General features: G+C 59.8%; 15 protein-coding genes. 11 read left to right on the forward strand and 4 right to left on the reverse strand.

From position 1 onward, the window contains the following. The first annotated feature begins 83 nt into the window (after positions 1-83). The 4 genes from aroC to HBO23_RS09025 all read left to right on the forward strand — a co-directional run bounded on the left by aroC (position 84) and on the right by HBO23_RS09025 (position 3,417). Entirely contained in the window at positions 84-1,175 is a 1,092-nt protein-coding gene (gene aroC / locus HBO23_RS09010) for a chorismate synthase (protein ID WP_099548922.1), read from the forward strand. 73 nt (positions 1,176-1,248) lie between these two features. Beyond that, a complete protein-coding gene (locus tag HBO23_RS09015) occupies positions 1,249-2,412 on the forward strand; it encodes an MFS transporter (RefSeq protein ID WP_017137826.1) in 1,164 nt (387 codons plus the stop codon). Next, complete coding sequence (locus HBO23_RS09020) at positions 2,409-2,939, forward strand: acireductone dioxygenase (RefSeq protein ID WP_170037792.1); 531 nt, start codon at positions 2,409-2,411, stop codon at positions 2,937-2,939. The genes HBO23_RS09015 and HBO23_RS09020 overlap by 4 nt, the downstream gene beginning before the upstream one ends. A gap of 208 nt (positions 2,940-3,147) precedes the next feature. After that, positions 3,148-3,417: a helix-turn-helix transcriptional regulator gene (locus tag HBO23_RS09025; protein WP_017137824.1), complete on the forward strand. Its 270-nt coding sequence runs from the start codon at positions 3,148-3,150 to the stop codon at positions 3,415-3,417. A gap of 62 nt (positions 3,418-3,479) precedes the next feature. On the opposite strand, the gene HBO23_RS09030 is transcribed toward HBO23_RS09025, so the two are convergent. Further along, on the reverse strand, positions 3,480-3,758 hold the full coding sequence (locus HBO23_RS09030) for a DUF3509 domain-containing protein (protein WP_016970113.1): 279 nt from the start codon (positions 3,756-3,758) through the stop codon (positions 3,480-3,482). A gap of 393 nt (positions 3,759-4,151) precedes the next feature. Here HBO23_RS09030 and HBO23_RS09035 point away from each other — a divergent pair, with 393 nt between their 5' ends. From HBO23_RS09035 to HBO23_RS09055, 5 genes are all read left to right on the forward strand, one after another. Next, the gene (locus tag HBO23_RS09035) at positions 4,152-5,978 is read left to right on the forward strand and encodes a long-chain-acyl-CoA synthetase (RefSeq protein WP_099548924.1); all 1,827 of its coding nucleotides are present in this window, start codon (positions 4,152-4,154) and stop codon (positions 5,976-5,978) included. 99 nt (positions 5,979-6,077) lie between these two features. Beyond that, on the forward strand, positions 6,078-6,593 hold the full coding sequence (locus tag HBO23_RS09040) for an ankyrin repeat domain-containing protein (RefSeq protein WP_017137822.1): 516 nt from the start codon (positions 6,078-6,080) through the stop codon (positions 6,591-6,593). Positions 6,594-6,634: 41 nt separating this feature from the next. After that, positions 6,635-7,165, forward strand: a complete 531-nt coding sequence (locus HBO23_RS09045; RefSeq protein WP_017137821.1) for a hypothetical protein — start codon at positions 6,635-6,637, stop codon at positions 7,163-7,165. A gap of 67 nt (positions 7,166-7,232) precedes the next feature. Next, positions 7,233-7,424, forward strand: a complete 192-nt coding sequence (locus HBO23_RS09050) for a PLDc N-terminal domain-containing protein (RefSeq protein ID WP_003172956.1) — start codon at positions 7,233-7,235, stop codon at positions 7,422-7,424. 412 nt (positions 7,425-7,836) lie between these two features. Continuing rightward, on the forward strand, positions 7,837-9,924 hold the full coding sequence (locus HBO23_RS09055; protein WP_017137820.1) for an LTA synthase family protein: 2,088 nt from the start codon (positions 7,837-7,839) through the stop codon (positions 9,922-9,924). 56 nt (positions 9,925-9,980) lie between these two features. Here HBO23_RS09055 and HBO23_RS09060 read toward each other — a convergent pair whose 3' ends face one another. Continuing rightward, the gene (locus tag HBO23_RS09060) at positions 9,981-10,133 is read right to left on the reverse strand and encodes a DUF3309 family protein (protein ID WP_015885095.1); all 153 of its coding nucleotides are present in this window, start codon (positions 10,131-10,133) and stop codon (positions 9,981-9,983) included. Positions 10,134-10,462: 329 nt separating this feature from the next. On the opposite strand from HBO23_RS09060, the gene HBO23_RS09065 reads away from it, so the two are divergent. Beyond that, positions 10,463-11,278 carry an SDR family oxidoreductase gene (locus tag HBO23_RS09065; protein WP_170037794.1) on the forward strand — a complete coding sequence of 272 codons (816 nt, stop codon included), beginning with the start codon at positions 10,463-10,465 and terminating at the stop codon, positions 11,276-11,278. A gap of 249 nt (positions 11,279-11,527) precedes the next feature. Beyond that, positions 11,528-11,725: a carbon storage regulator CsrA gene (csrA, locus tag HBO23_RS09070; protein WP_017137818.1), complete on the forward strand. Its 198-nt coding sequence runs from the start codon at positions 11,528-11,530 to the stop codon at positions 11,723-11,725. Positions 11,726-11,732: 7 nt separating this feature from the next. On the opposite strand, the gene HBO23_RS09075 is transcribed toward csrA, so the two are convergent. Further along, a complete protein-coding gene (locus HBO23_RS09075) occupies positions 11,733-11,960 on the reverse strand; it encodes a YheU family protein (protein ID WP_003192759.1) in 228 nt (75 codons plus the stop codon). Between the two features lie 89 nt (positions 11,961-12,049). Beyond that, complete coding sequence (locus HBO23_RS09080) at positions 12,050-13,234, reverse strand: osmoprotectant NAGGN system M42 family peptidase (RefSeq protein ID WP_017137817.1); 1,185 nt, start codon at positions 13,232-13,234, stop codon at positions 12,050-12,052. Between the last annotated feature and the right edge of the window lie 11 nt (positions 13,235-13,245).

Consider the following 13,245-nt stretch of genomic DNA (forward strand, 5'->3'; position numbering starts at 1 on the left):
AACTACTCGGTTAGCCTGCGTATACTGGCTGCCTTAAGTTATTACGGTTGAGTTGATTCAACTGATTTCACGGAGCGCCCTGCATGTCCGGCAATACCTTCGGCAAGCTGTTCACTGTCACCACCGCGGGCGAAAGCCATGGCCCGGCGTTGGTCGCCATTGTCGACGGCTGCCCGCCAGGCCTCGAGTTGTCTCTGGAAGACCTGCAGCGTGACCTCGACCGCCGCAAGCCCGGCACCAGCCGCCATACTACCCAGCGCCAGGAGCCCGACGAAGTCGAGATTCTTTCCGGCGTGTTCGAAGGTCGCACCACCGGCTGCGCCATTGGCCTGTTGATCCGCAACACCGACCAGAAGTCCAAGGACTACTCGGCGATCAAGGACCTGTTCCGCCCGGCCCACGCCGACTACACCTACCACCACAAATACGGTGAGCGCGACTACCGTGGCGGTGGCCGCAGCTCGGCGCGTGAAACCGCCATGCGCGTGGCCGCCGGTGCCATCGCCAAGAAATACCTGGCCACCCAGGGCATCGTGATCCGTGGCTACATGAGCCAATTGGGCCCGATTGAGATCCCGTTCAAGACCTGGGACAGCGTCGACGACAACGCCTTCTTCAGCCCCGACCCGGACAAGGTGCCGGAACTGGAAGCCTATATGGACCAGTTGCGCCGCGATCAGGATTCGGTGGGTGCCAGGATTACCGTGGTCGCCGAAGGCGTCAAACCGGGCCTGGGCGAGCCGATCTTCGACCGCCTCGACGCCGAGCTGGCCCACGCGCTGATGAGCATCAATGCGGTCAAGGGCGTGGAGATCGGCGCCGGTTTTGCCTGTGTCGCCCAGCGCGGCACCGAGCATCGCGATGAAATGACGCCGCAAGGTTTCCTCAGCAATAACGCGGGCGGCATCCTCGGCGGTATTTCCTCCGGCCAGCCGATTGTTGCGCACCTGGCGCTCAAGGCCACGTCGAGCATCACCACGCCGGGCCGTTCGATCGATGTGCACGGCAACCCGGTGGATGTGATCACCAAGGGCCGCCACGACCCGTGCGTGGGCATCCGCGCCACGCCGATTGCCGAGGCGATGATGGCCATCGTGTTGATGGACCACCTGCTGCGCAACCGTGGGCAAAACGCCGATGTGCAGGTGAGTACGCCGGTGTTGGGCCAGCTGTGACGGCGTGTGGCGAGGGAGCTTGCTGTGGCGAGGGAGCTTGCTCCCGCTGGGCTGCGCAGCAGCCCCTCACAATATGACGCAAAGCCTCCCATACTGGCGCCTCTCCAGCTTCTACCTCTTCTACTTCGCCCTGCTCGGGGCGACGGCGCCGTTCCTGGCGCTGTACTTCGACCACTTGGGGTTCTCCAGCGCGCGTATCGGCGAGCTGGTGGCCATCCCCATGCTGATGCGCTGCGTGGCGCCCAACCTGTGGGGCTGGCTCGGCGACTACACCGGCCGGCGCCTGGCCATCGTGCGTTTTGGCGCGGTGTGTACCCTGGCGAGTTTCTCGCTGATCTTCTTCAGCAAAACCTACGCCTGGCTGGCCCTGGTGATGGCACTGCATGCGTTCTTCTGGCACGCGGTGTTGCCGCAGTTTGAAGTGATCACGCTTGCGCACCTGCAAAAGCAAACCGCGCGCTACAGCCAGATCCGCCTGTGGGGCTCCATCGGTTTTATCCTCACCGTGGTGATCATGGGCCGCCTGTTCGACGGGCTGAGCCTGGACATTTACCCGGTGGTGGTCGTGGTGATCATGGCCGGCATTATTGGCGCCAGCCTGTGGGTGCCGAACGCGCAGCCCGCCGTCCAGGGCAATCGCCTGGCCGGTGACGGTTTCCTCAAGCAATTGCGCAGCCCCGGCGTACTGGCGTTTTATGCCTGCGTGGCCTTGATGCAAATGAGCCATGGCCCGTATTACACCTTCCTGACCCTGCACCTTGAACATTTGGGTTATAGCCGTGGCGTGATCGGCATGCTGTGGGCGCTGGGTGTGGTCGCGGAGGTGCTGATGTTCCTGGCCATGAGCCGGATCCTGACGCGTTTTTCGGTGCGGCGGGTGCTGCTGGCCAGTTTCGTGTTGGCGGCTATCCGCTGGTTGCTGCTGGGGTCATTCGCTGAAATCTTCTGGGTATTGCTGCTGGCGCAAGTGCTGCACGCCGCCACGTTCGCCAGCTTTCATGCGGCCGCCATCGCCTTTGTACAACGCAGTTTCGGCGCCAGACAACAAGGCCAGGGCCAGGCGCTGTATGCCGCGCTGGCCGGCACCGGGGGCGCGTTGGGCGCCCTTTACGCCGGCTACAGCTGGAACCTGCTGGGGCCGACCCTGACCTTCAGCATCGCCAGCGTCGCCGCCCTGGCCGCCGCCATTATCATTGGCCTTCGATTGCAAGAACCGACTACAGGAACCGAGCAATGAGTTATGTCGCTGTTTACGCTGCCGCCACACCGGATACCCCGAACAAGGTCCTGACCCATTTCGACGATATCGTCTCGACGCTGGCCGACCACGGTGTGCGTTTTGCGCGCTGGCATCCGGCGCCGATTGAGAAGGGCGCCAGCGACGCAGACATGATCGCCGCGTACCAGCCGCAGATCGATGCCCTTGGCTACGCCGCCGTGCAGGTGCTTAGGGCGGCGGGCGATCCGGCACAGAATGTTGAACTGCGTGCGCAATTCCTCAGTGAACGCCGCTACAGCGAAGACGAAGTGCGTTTCTTCGTCGCAGGCCAAGGCCTGTTCAACGTGCACGTGGGCGACTATGTGTATGCCGTACGTTGTGAGAAAAATGACCTGCTGGTGATTCCGGCCGGCGTGCCGCATTGGTTCGATATGGGCGAGAACCCGCACTTTGTCACCTTGCGTTTGTTCAACACAGCTAAAGGCTGTGAGCCTCAACTCACCGGCGATGCTATTGCCGATGGCTTCCCGGGCTTGGACGACTAAGCACAGATATTTAAATGTTCAACCCAGGCAAGTTGGAAGTTGTTGTGGGAATAAGCCTGATTATCTGTAAGGCGTAGCTGTTTCTGCTGCGCCCTGTGCTTTCAATCCATTCGTTATGTAACTCTCTGCAGACTCGATGTTTATATCACCTGTCAATAGCAGGAATCCGAAAGGTGATAGGGCATCCACTACATAAGGAGAGAGCACAATGAGTGGCCCAGAACAGTCGTGTCGCACGCCGGTGGACGCGCCGATGACCGTTAGAAGACGTCTGAGCCTGGGCGGCAAGCCCCTCACCCCGACAGAGCTGGAAATTTTGCGCTGGGCCTCGGAAGGCAAGACCGTCTGGGAAATCAGTCAGATCCGGGCAACCTCTGAAGCCACGGTGAAATTCCATCTGCGCAATATCTACGGCAAGCTGGAAGTCACCAACCGCGTACAGGCGATGAATGAGGCCAGCCGACAAGGCTTGTGCTGAAGCCACACAAAAAAGGGCCGCGACGCCTGTAAGCGTCGCGGCCCTTTTTGGTTATCGGTGGTTTATGCCGAGTGGTAGGTCGGCAGGGCAAAGCGGTTCTGGCTTTGCAGCATCGAAATCTGTGGGAGCTCACTGGCTTGTTCGGCCAGGTCGCGGCGGATCGCGCTGATCACCCAGGTCAGTTGGTCAGCGGTGTGCAGCTGTTGATACGAGATCGAACGCTTGACCTGTTTGCCTTCGCTGTTGCGCAGGGTCAGCAGGATACCGCCGTCTGGACGTGGCTGAGTGGTGACGTCGTATTGGGAGAATACAGAAGCGAATTTATCTTGGATCAGGCTCATGTCTATCAGCTCCGTTGGCTCAAGTTGGCAAGCATGGAGAGATAGGTGCAGTGATTGTGCCAGTATTGGATATCTGAAAAAGTCGTTATAAATCAATTAGTTAAAAATTTTACAGATTTTCGGTTTCGTGCAATTTGCATGAATGGCCATCGTGCATCCTGCATTTTGCGTTATTCGCGCCAGCTGTTTCAGGTCAGCCTCGAAGATAAAGACCGCCTCGGTTGGGCAAAATTCCTTTTCGGTGGAAGCCGACTCGGGATACAAAACTTTTCAAATCCCGCATGTACAGTCAAAGAATGGCAGGCGTATTTTCCCGCATGGCATTCGGCATCTGCCTACAGGGCTGCCGCTATGTCTGGATCATACGAAGAATAAGAAAAAGGACGTTCCGCCATGAGCCATCAGCAAGACGACATGATCACGTGGGGCAAGCTCTTACGTAAGGTGCCTGCGATTGTTCGAGCTTTGCCACGCGTAGTGCGTGGCATGCGCGCCGCGAATGTCACCGACCCCGCGCAGCCTTGCGGCCTCGGTTGGCACTTTGAACAGGCTGCGTTGCGCAACCCCGACGGCGCGGCGTTGTTGTACGGCGACAGCGTGCTCAGCTACCGCGAAGCCAACCAGCGCGCCAATCGCATGGCTCATTACCTTCAAGCGCAGGGCATCGGCAAGGGTGATGTGGTCGCGCTGTTTATTGAAAATCGCCCGGAACTGCTCCTCAGCGTACTGGCCGTGGCCAAGCTGGGCGGTATCTGCGCCATGCTCAACACCGCGCAAACCCAGGCGGCGCTGGTGCACAGCCTGAACCTGGTGAACCCGGCGGCGATCGTGGCAGGTGCAGAATTGGTAGACGCCTATGCGGCGGTGCGCGAGCAAGTGTCGATTGCGGCCGAACGCAGCTGGTTTGTGGCGGATCAGTCCTCAAACGCGGTGCCGCAGGGCTACACCGACCTGATGGCCGCCAGCGCTGACAGCCCGGTGGACAACCCTGCCAGCAGCGGACAAATCTTCTTCAACGACCCCTGCTTCTATATCTACACCTCCGGCACTACCGGTTTGCCCAAGGCCGGCATCATGAAGCACGGGCGCTGGACCAAGACGGCGGTGAGTTTCGGCAGCATCGCCCTCGACATGGGGCCGCACGACGTTCTGTATTGCACTTTGCCGCTGTACCACGCCACGGGCCTGTGCGTGTGCTGGGGTTCGGCGATTATCGGCGCATCGGGTTTCGCCATCCGGCGTAAATTCAGCGCCAGCCAGTTCTGGGACGATGCGCGCAAATTCAACGCAACCACCCTGGGGTATGTCGGTGAACTGTGCCGCTACCTGCTGGACCAACCGCCTAGTGCGCAGGATCGCGACAATAAAGTCACCAAGATGGTCGGCAATGGCTTGCGTCCCGGGGTCTGGGCGCAGTTCAAGCAGCGTTATGGCGTCGAGCACATCTGCGAGCTGTATGCCGCCAGCGACGGCAACATCGGTTTTACCAATGTGCTGAATTTCGATAACACCATCGGCTTTTGCCTGCAGCATTGGGCGCTGGTGGAGTACTCCCACGAAACCGGTGAGCCGCTGCGTGGCAGCGATGGTTTCCTGCGTAAGGTGCAAACTGGCGGGCAGGGCTTGCTGCTGGCCAGGATCGATGAAAAGTCGCCGTTCGACGGCTACACCGACCCGGAAAAGAACCGCAAGGTGGTGCTCACGGACGTGTTCGAGAAGGGTGACCGCTACTTCAATACTGGCGACTTGCTACGCAGTATTGGCTTTGGCCATGCGCAATTTGTCGACCGACTGGGCGATACGTACCGTTGGAAGGGCGAAAACGTCTCCACCACCGAAGTGGAAAACGTGTTGCTGCAGCACCCGCAGATCGCCGAAGTGGTGGCCTATGGCGTCGAGATCGAGAACACCAATGGCCGCGCAGGCATGGTCGCCATCACGCCAAGCGAGTCCTTGGCGGCCCTGGACATGCGTGAGCTGTTGCAGTTTGCCCACGGCCAGTTGCCGCACTATGCGGTGCCGTTGTTTTTGCGCATCAAGGTCAAGATGGAAACCACTGGCACCTTCAAATACCAGAAGGTCAAGCTCAAGGAGGAAGCCTTCGACCCGGACAAGGCCGGTAACGACCCGGTGTACGCGTGGCTGCCCGGCTCCGACAGTTATGTACCGGTCACCGGGCTATTACTGGCGCAGATCCAGGGCGGGCAGTTCCGTTATTGATTCTGGCTATGAATGCTTTTGACAAAAAAGCCATGACAGCGGGGAACTCCCTCGCGACACTGAGCGCCTTATACACATTCGCAGACAAGGAGCCCCCGCATGTCAGACCAGCCCAAACAAATGACCGACGATGAAGCCGCCGAATTCGCCGAGCAGGTTTTTGATGTGGCCCGCAAAGGCGATGCAGCGATGCTGGCTGCGCTGCTGGCCAAAGGCTTGCCGGCCAATTTTCGTAATCACAACGGCGACACCTTATTGATGCTCGCTGCCTACCACGGCCATGTCGAAGCGGTAAAAGTGTTGCTCGAGTTCAAAGCCGACCCACTGATTGCCAACGACAAAAATCAGCTGCCGATCGCCGGTGCAGCGTTCAAAGGCAACCTGCCGGTGGTGAAGGCGTTGATCGACGGCGGCGCGCCGGTGGATGCAACCTCCCCGGACGGGCGCACAGCGCTGATGCTGGCCGCTATGTTCAACCGCGTTGAAATGGTCGACTACCTGCTCGGCCAGGGCGCCAACCCCAAGGCCGTCGATGCCCAGGGCGCGACCGCGCTGGCTGCCGCGCAAACCATGGGCGCGGCGGATACGGCGGCACGGTTGCAGAAACTGGTGTAGGCTACCCGCCCTCAAAAACCAGCCCGCCACAGGACCTTCCCATGCAAACCGCCCTCGTCGAACTTATCAGCAAAATCAGCGCCGGCGTCATGGGCGAGGACGAGGTGGCGCGCATCGCCACAGAAGCCGCCCAAGCCTACGCGGACCCGGTGGCGTTTCTGGCGGCGAACCCGGATATCAACTACGACGACACGTTCCCTATCCCTCTGGGTGAGTGGGTAGTGGTTGGCAGCCTGCCGGACACGGTGCTGTTCCAGGCCGACACCTATGGCGATCTGTTCGCGCAGATCGTCGCCTCATTCGGCCCGGGCGTGGCGTTCAACCTCAAGCCCAAGCAGTTGGCCAAGACCGAAGACCTCACCGCGCTGAACCGCATCCAGATCCAGATGAGCGCGTTGAGCCCCGAAGATGGCGGCTATGTGTTGCTTAACTTCAGCCAATTGCTCGATGACGAGATCCAGGCGGTGCTGGTGTACGGCAATGACCTGCCGCGCGTGTTGCAACTGTGCGCCGAAGTGGGGATCAAGGCCGAGCCGTCACTGGAAGCCTTGAAAGTCGCTGTGCACGTCTGAAATAAAACGGAACCCAGGCAAACGCTGACTATCCTACAAGTGCATGCCCTCACTTAGGAGCGACACCATGGGTTCCACTTTCAACGGTCTTATCGGCCTGATCATCCTGGCGCTGGATATCTGGGCGATCATCAACGTGTTCAAAAGTGGCGCCAGCACCGGCGCCAAAGTGCTGTGGATCCTGCTGATCCTGTTGCTGCCGGTACTGGGCCTGATTATCTGGGCGATTGCCGGGCCGCGCGGTAACGTGCGGATCTGATCGTTCGCCCACTCCATCTAGAGTGGGCACAGTCAATGTGGGAGCGGGCTTGCCCGCGATAGCGGTGTATCAGTATCAGATGTTTTGACTGACACACTGCAATCGCGGGCAAGCCCGCTCCCACAGTGGTTTCCAACGTACTCAGGATTTTGTGTGTCGAAACTATTCGCTGCACACAATTTTCACATCTTTTCCAAGACAATTCGGCGGTTTTACGGCTCTCCCAAGGCTCTAACTCACGTGCCATTAAAGGCCGGGCCACGGCGCACGTTCAGTAATTAATAGCGTTGATGCCATTGATCGGGCACCATTTGCGCCACCGCGTTAACCGCCTACCCCAGCCAGCCTGGGCGAGGGACGGACGCCACTGCATAATTTCGAAACTTAAACTTCCAATGGGTCCTAGAACGACATGGCAAACCCGGACGCCCTGAGTCAGCAGCGAGCTTCTAATCGCTTGCTGCAACCGACCGTCAAATCCCATCTGGCATACACGCTGCTTTGCGCGCTGGTCATGATGGTGATGTTCTCCCTGCTGCGCCTGGCGCTGCTGGTCTACAACCGCGAGATGATCCTCGACACGCCGGCCTCGACCTTCCTCGAGGCCTTCGTCAACGGCACGCGCTTCGACATCCGCTTTGTGATGTACGCACTGGTTCCGCTGCTGCTGGCCTTGTTCAGCGTACGGGCCATGGCGGCGCGCGGGTTCTTCCGTTTTTGGCTGACCATCGCGTCCAGCATTGCCCTGTTCCTGGGCCTGATGGAGATGGACTTCTACCGCGAGTTTCACCAGCGCCTCAACGGCCTGGTCTTCCAATACGTGAAGGAAGACCCGAAAACCGTGATGAGCATGCTCTGGTACGGTTTCCCGGTGGTGCGCTACCTGCTGGCCTGGGCCGTAGGCACGCTGATCCTGAGCATCGCCTTCAAGGGCGCCGACCGTGCGACACGCCCACGTGGTCCGTTCAGCGGCGGCACCGTCGGCACTCGCCAGGTTGCTCCGTGGTACAGCCGCATTGCGGTGTTCGTGGTGTGCCTGCTGATCGCCGTGGTCGCCATTCGTGGCACCCTGCGCCAAGGCCCGCCGCTGCGCTGGGGTGATGTCTACACCACCGACTCGAACTTCGCCAACCAGTTGGGCTTGAACGGCACCCTGTCGTTGATCGCCGCAGCCAAGTCGCGCTTCTCCGAAGAGCGCTCGAATATCTGGAAAGCCACGCTGGACCAGCCGCAGGCTACCCAGACCGTGCGTGACATGCTGGTGTTGCCGCAAGAGAAACTGGTGGATACCGACACCGCCGCCGTGCGCCGTGACTACACGCCACCGGCCGAGAAAACCCTGCCGATCAAGAACGTCGTGGTGATCCTGATGGAAAGCTTCGCCGGTCACTCGGTCGGCGCACTGGGCCGCCCAGGCAACATCACGCCGTACTTCGACAAACTCTCCAAGGAAGGCCTGTTGTTCGACCGTTTCTTCTCCAACGGCACCCACACCCATCAGGGTATGTTCGCCACCATGGCGTGTTTCCCGAACCTGCCGGGTTTCGAATACCTGATGCAGACCCCGGAAGGCAGCCACAAGCTGTCGGGCCTGCCGCAGTTGCTCAGCGCGCGCAAGTTTGACGACGTGTATGTCTACAACGGCGATTTCGCCTGGGACAACCAGTCGGGCTTCTTCAGCAACCAGGGCATGACCAACTTCATCGGGCGCAACGACTTCGTTAACCCGGTGTTCTCCGACCCGACGTGGGGCGTGTCCGACCAGGACATGTTCAACCGTGGCCTGGAAGAATTGAAGGCCCGCGAAGGCGGCAAGCCGTTCTACGCCCTGCTGCAAACCCTGTCCAACCACACGCCGTATGCGTTGCCGACGCCCTTGCCGGTCGAGAAAGTCACCGACCGTGGCAGCCTCAACGAGCATTTGACGGCCATGCGTTACTCCGACTGGGCCTTGGGCCAGTTCTTTGAAAAGGCGCGTAAAGAGCCGTACTTCAAGGAAACCCTGTTCGTGATCGTGGGTGACCACGGTTTTGGTAATGAACAGCAGATCACCGAGATGGACCTGGGCCGCTTCAACGTACCGATGCTGATGATTGCACCGGGCATGCAGGAGAAGTTCGGCGAGCGTGACCACACCGTGGGTACCCAGATCGACATCGTGCCGACCATCATGGGCCGCCTGGGTGGCGACACCTTGCACCAGTGCTGGGGCCGCGACTTGTTGAACCTGCCGGAAGGCGACAAGGGCTTTGGCGTGATCAAACCGTCGGGCAGCGACCAGACCGTCGCCCTGGTCACTGCTGACCGCATCCTGGTACTGCCTAAAGAGATGCCACCGAAACTGTGGGAATACGAACTGGGCGCTAACCCGACCGGTAAGGTGATTCCTGAATCGCCGGACGAAGCCGCGCTGAAACAGAAACTTGAGTCGTTCCTGCAGACGGCCACCAAGAGCCTGTTGGATAACACCGCCGGTGTGATCGACGGCAAGCCGGACTAATAATCCGGGCATAAAAAAAGAGGCCTTCTAGAAGGCCTCTTTTTTTTGTCCGGATTTTATATCCGGCCGAGCAGCAACAGCACCAACAGTACCACCAGCACCACACCCAGAATACCCGACGGGCCATAGCCCCAGTTACGAGAGTGCGGGAACACCGGCAGGCCGCCGACCAGCAGCAGGATCAGAATTATGATCAGAATCAGGCTCATGTTTTTTTCCTTGTAGGCCTTCTGAAAAGACCGGTTGTTTAACGACAGGCCCGTGGGTTTATTTACGGACGCCTTAACAACTCCGACTGTGCCGTTGTGGAGAAAATTCCATAGTTTCTTAAAGCATTTCGCACACTGGCTTATTTCTTTTAATGCGTTCGCAATAATGGGCACTTAGTTGAAAAAGATTGAACTTACGCTATAAGCCGGGCTGCTACCTGGCTGGCGGTTTGCCTGAGGCATTCATCAATTGGATGGTGCGTGGGTGCAGGAAAAACCTTCGCTACACTGCCGATCACTTCTTCCGTGAACTACAAGGCTACTTACCTATGCAAAATCGCATGATGATCACTGGCGCCGGATCCGGCCTGGGTCGCGAAATCGCGCTGCGCTGGGCACGCGAGGGTTGGCAGTTGGCCTTGTCGGACGTCAGCGAGCCAGGCTTGCAGGAAACCCTGAAGCTGGTGCGCGAGGCCGGTGGCGATGGCTTTATCCAGCGCTGCGACGTGCGTGACTACAGCCAGCTCACCGCCTTTGCCCAGGCTTGCGAAGTGAAGCTGGGCGGCATTGATGTGATCGTCAATAACGCTGGCGTGGCCTCGGGTGGTTTTTTTGCCGAATTGTCCCTGGAAGATTGGGACTGGCAGATTGCGATCAACTTGATGGGCGTGGTCAAGGGCTGCAAGGCGTTCCTGCCGCTGCTGGAAAAGAGCAAAGGGCGGATTATCAACATCGCGTCCATGGCTGCGCTGATGCAGGGGCCGGCAATGAGCAACTACAACGTGGCCAAGGCCGGTGTGGTGGCGTTGTCGGAGAGTTTGCTGGTGGAACTCAAGCAGCAGGAAATCGGTGTGCATGTGGTATGCCCGTCGTTTTTCCAGACCAACCTGCTGGATTCATTCCGTGGGCCAACGCCTGCGATGAAGGCGCAGGTCGGCAAGTTGCTGGAGAGTTCACCGATTTCGGCGGCGGATATTGCCGATTACATTTATCAGCGGGTGGCAGAAGGGGAGTTCATGATTTTGCCCCACGAGCAGGGGCGCATGGCGTGGGCGTTGAAGCAAAAGAACCCGCAGTTGCTGTATGACGAGATGACGCTGATGGCCGACAAGATGCGCGCCAAGGCCCAGGCAACCAAGGGCTGATGATGATCGTTCCCACGCTCCGCGTGGGAATGCCGCCCCGGACGCTCCGCGTCCCGCTTTTGAAGGCGTGACGCGGAGCGTCACCGGATGCGTTACCACGCGGAGCGTGGGAACGATCAGAAACTGGGGCTTGTCTGTCAGAAAAATTACCGGGCTACGTAGGCCTTTCCTGATTTTACTGCAAGCCATTGCTGCGCCAAATCCAATCGCGCATGGTCAAGGTCCTGTCACTCCAAAAGGACAACCGCCATGCTGGTCTTAAGCCGCGCTGTGGGCGAAGTCATCTCCATCGGCGATGACATCGCCCTGCACATCCTCGAACTCAACGGTACCCAAGTGAAATTCGGCATCGACGCCCCGGTGGGTGTGAATGTCCATCGGGCCGAGGTGTATCGCAAGATCCTCGAACGCCAGGCCACAGAAACCCATGCCGAACCCAACCGCTGAACCCTGCTCAGTCAAACAGATGCTTGGGCACGTCGTGCTTGAGCATCAACTGGCATTGCTCGCTCTCCGGGTCGAACACGATCAGGGCCTGGCCCTTGGTCAGCGCTTGGCGCACGCGCAGTACGCGGGTTTCCAGGGGCGTGTCGTCGCCATTGTCGGTACCGTCGCGGGTGACGAAGTCTTCGATGAGGCGGGTCAGGGTGTCGACTTCAAGCGCGTCGTAGGGAATCAGCATACAAGCCTCGGAGGTAGGACCCCGGCGATGCTACTGCGCCGGGGCCTTTGTGACCAGCAGTTACCATCAGTTACCAGTAGTTGCCAGTGTCAGGACTTCTGTCCGACCAGGCTGTCCACCGACGGCACGCGGGTGTCGCTCTCCATTTGCGTTTCGTGCTCGATCTGATGGCTGAACCGGTCCAGCGAACCCTGGGCCGGCTGTGCGTCGCTGGCAAATACCGGCGGGCTGAGGATGTACGCGCCCAACAGGCGGCTGAGTGCGGCCAGGCTGTCAATGTGTGTGCGCTCATAGCCATGGGTCGCATCGCAGCCAAACGCCAGCAGCGCGGTGCGAATATCGTGGCCGGCGGTGACTGCCGAGTGGGCGTCGCTGAAGTAATAGCGAAACAGGTCGCGGCGCACCGGCAGTTCATTCTCCGATGCCAGGCGCAGCAAGTGACGGGACAGGTGATAGTCATACGGCCCGCCGGAATCCTGCATCGCCACACTCACCGCGTGTTCGCTGGAGTGCTGGCCGGGCGCGACCGGGGCGATGTCGATACCGACAAATTCACTGACGTCCCAGGGCAGGGCGGCGGCGGCGCCACTGCCGGTTTCTTCGGTGATGGTGAACAGCGGGTGGCAGTCGATCAGCAACGGTTCGCCGCTGTCGACAATCGCCTTGAGTGCGGCAAGCAGGGCGGCCACACCGGCTTTATCGTCCAGGTGGCGGGCGCTGATATGCCCGCTCTCGGTGAATTCCGGCAGTGGGTCGAACGCCACGTAGTCACCGATGCTGATGCCTAACGAGTCGCAATCGGCGCGGGTGGCGCAGTAGGCGTCCAGGCGCAATTCCACGTGGTCCCAGCTCACCGGCATTTCATCTACGGCGGTGTTGAACGCGTGCCCGGAGGCCATCAACGGCAGCACGCTGCCACGGATCACGCCGTTGTCGGTAAACAGGCTGACACGGCTGCCTTCGGCAAAACGGCTCGACCAGCAGCCCACCGGTGCGAGCGTCAAGCGGCCGTTGTCTTTGATCGCACGCACGGCGGCGCCGATGGTGTCCAAGTGCGCGGAAACAGCGCGGTCGGGGCTGTTTTTCTGGCCCTTTAGCGTGGCGCGGATGGTGCCGCGCCGGGTCATTTCAAAGGGAATGCCGAGCTCTTCCAGGCGCTCGGCGACGTAGCGCACGATGGTGTCGGTGAACCCCGTGGGGCTGGGGATGGCAAGCATTTCCAGCAGCACTTTCTGCAGGTAGTTGAGATCCGGTTCGGGGATGGTTCGGGTCATGGAAACTCCTG

It is taken from the genome of Pseudomonas sp. WS 5532, from assembly GCF_012985445.1.
Classification (GTDB): Bacteria; Pseudomonadota; Gammaproteobacteria; order Pseudomonadales; family Pseudomonadaceae; genus Aquipseudomonas; species Aquipseudomonas edaphica.

Coding starts and splice junctions, on each gene's coding strand:
- aroC (WP_099548922.1), top strand. CDS start 84: ATGTCCGGCAATACCTTCGGCAAGCTGTTCACTGTCACCACCGCGGGC.
- HBO23_RS09015 (WP_017137826.1), top strand. CDS start 1,249: ATGACGCAAAGCCTCCCATACTGGCGCCTCTCCAGCTTCTACCTCTTC.
- HBO23_RS09020 (WP_170037792.1), top strand. CDS start 2,409: ATGAGTTATGTCGCTGTTTACGCTGCCGCCACACCGGATACCCCGAAC.
- HBO23_RS09025 (WP_017137824.1), top strand. CDS start 3,148: ATGAGTGGCCCAGAACAGTCGTGTCGCACGCCGGTGGACGCGCCGATG.
- HBO23_RS09030 (WP_016970113.1), bottom strand. CDS start 3,758: ATGAGCCTGATCCAAGATAAATTCGCTTCTGTATTCTCCCAATACGAC.
- HBO23_RS09035 (WP_099548924.1), top strand. CDS start 4,152: ATGAGCCATCAGCAAGACGACATGATCACGTGGGGCAAGCTCTTACGT.
- HBO23_RS09040 (WP_017137822.1), top strand. CDS start 6,078: ATGTCAGACCAGCCCAAACAAATGACCGACGATGAAGCCGCCGAATTC.
- HBO23_RS09045 (WP_017137821.1), top strand. CDS start 6,635: ATGCAAACCGCCCTCGTCGAACTTATCAGCAAAATCAGCGCCGGCGTC.
- HBO23_RS09050 (WP_003172956.1), top strand. CDS start 7,233: ATGGGTTCCACTTTCAACGGTCTTATCGGCCTGATCATCCTGGCGCTG.
- HBO23_RS09055 (WP_017137820.1), top strand. CDS start 7,837: ATGGCAAACCCGGACGCCCTGAGTCAGCAGCGAGCTTCTAATCGCTTG.
- HBO23_RS09060 (WP_015885095.1), bottom strand. CDS start 10,133: ATGAGCCTGATTCTGATCATAATTCTGATCCTGCTGCTGGTCGGCGGC.
- HBO23_RS09065 (WP_170037794.1), top strand. CDS start 10,463: ATGCAAAATCGCATGATGATCACTGGCGCCGGATCCGGCCTGGGTCGC.
- csrA (WP_017137818.1), top strand. CDS start 11,528: ATGCTGGTCTTAAGCCGCGCTGTGGGCGAAGTCATCTCCATCGGCGAT.
- HBO23_RS09075 (WP_003192759.1), bottom strand. CDS start 11,960: ATGCTGATTCCCTACGACGCGCTTGAAGTCGACACCCTGACCCGCCTC.
- HBO23_RS09080 (WP_017137817.1), bottom strand. CDS start 13,234: ATGACCCGAACCATCCCCGAACCGGATCTCAACTACCTGCAGAAAGTG.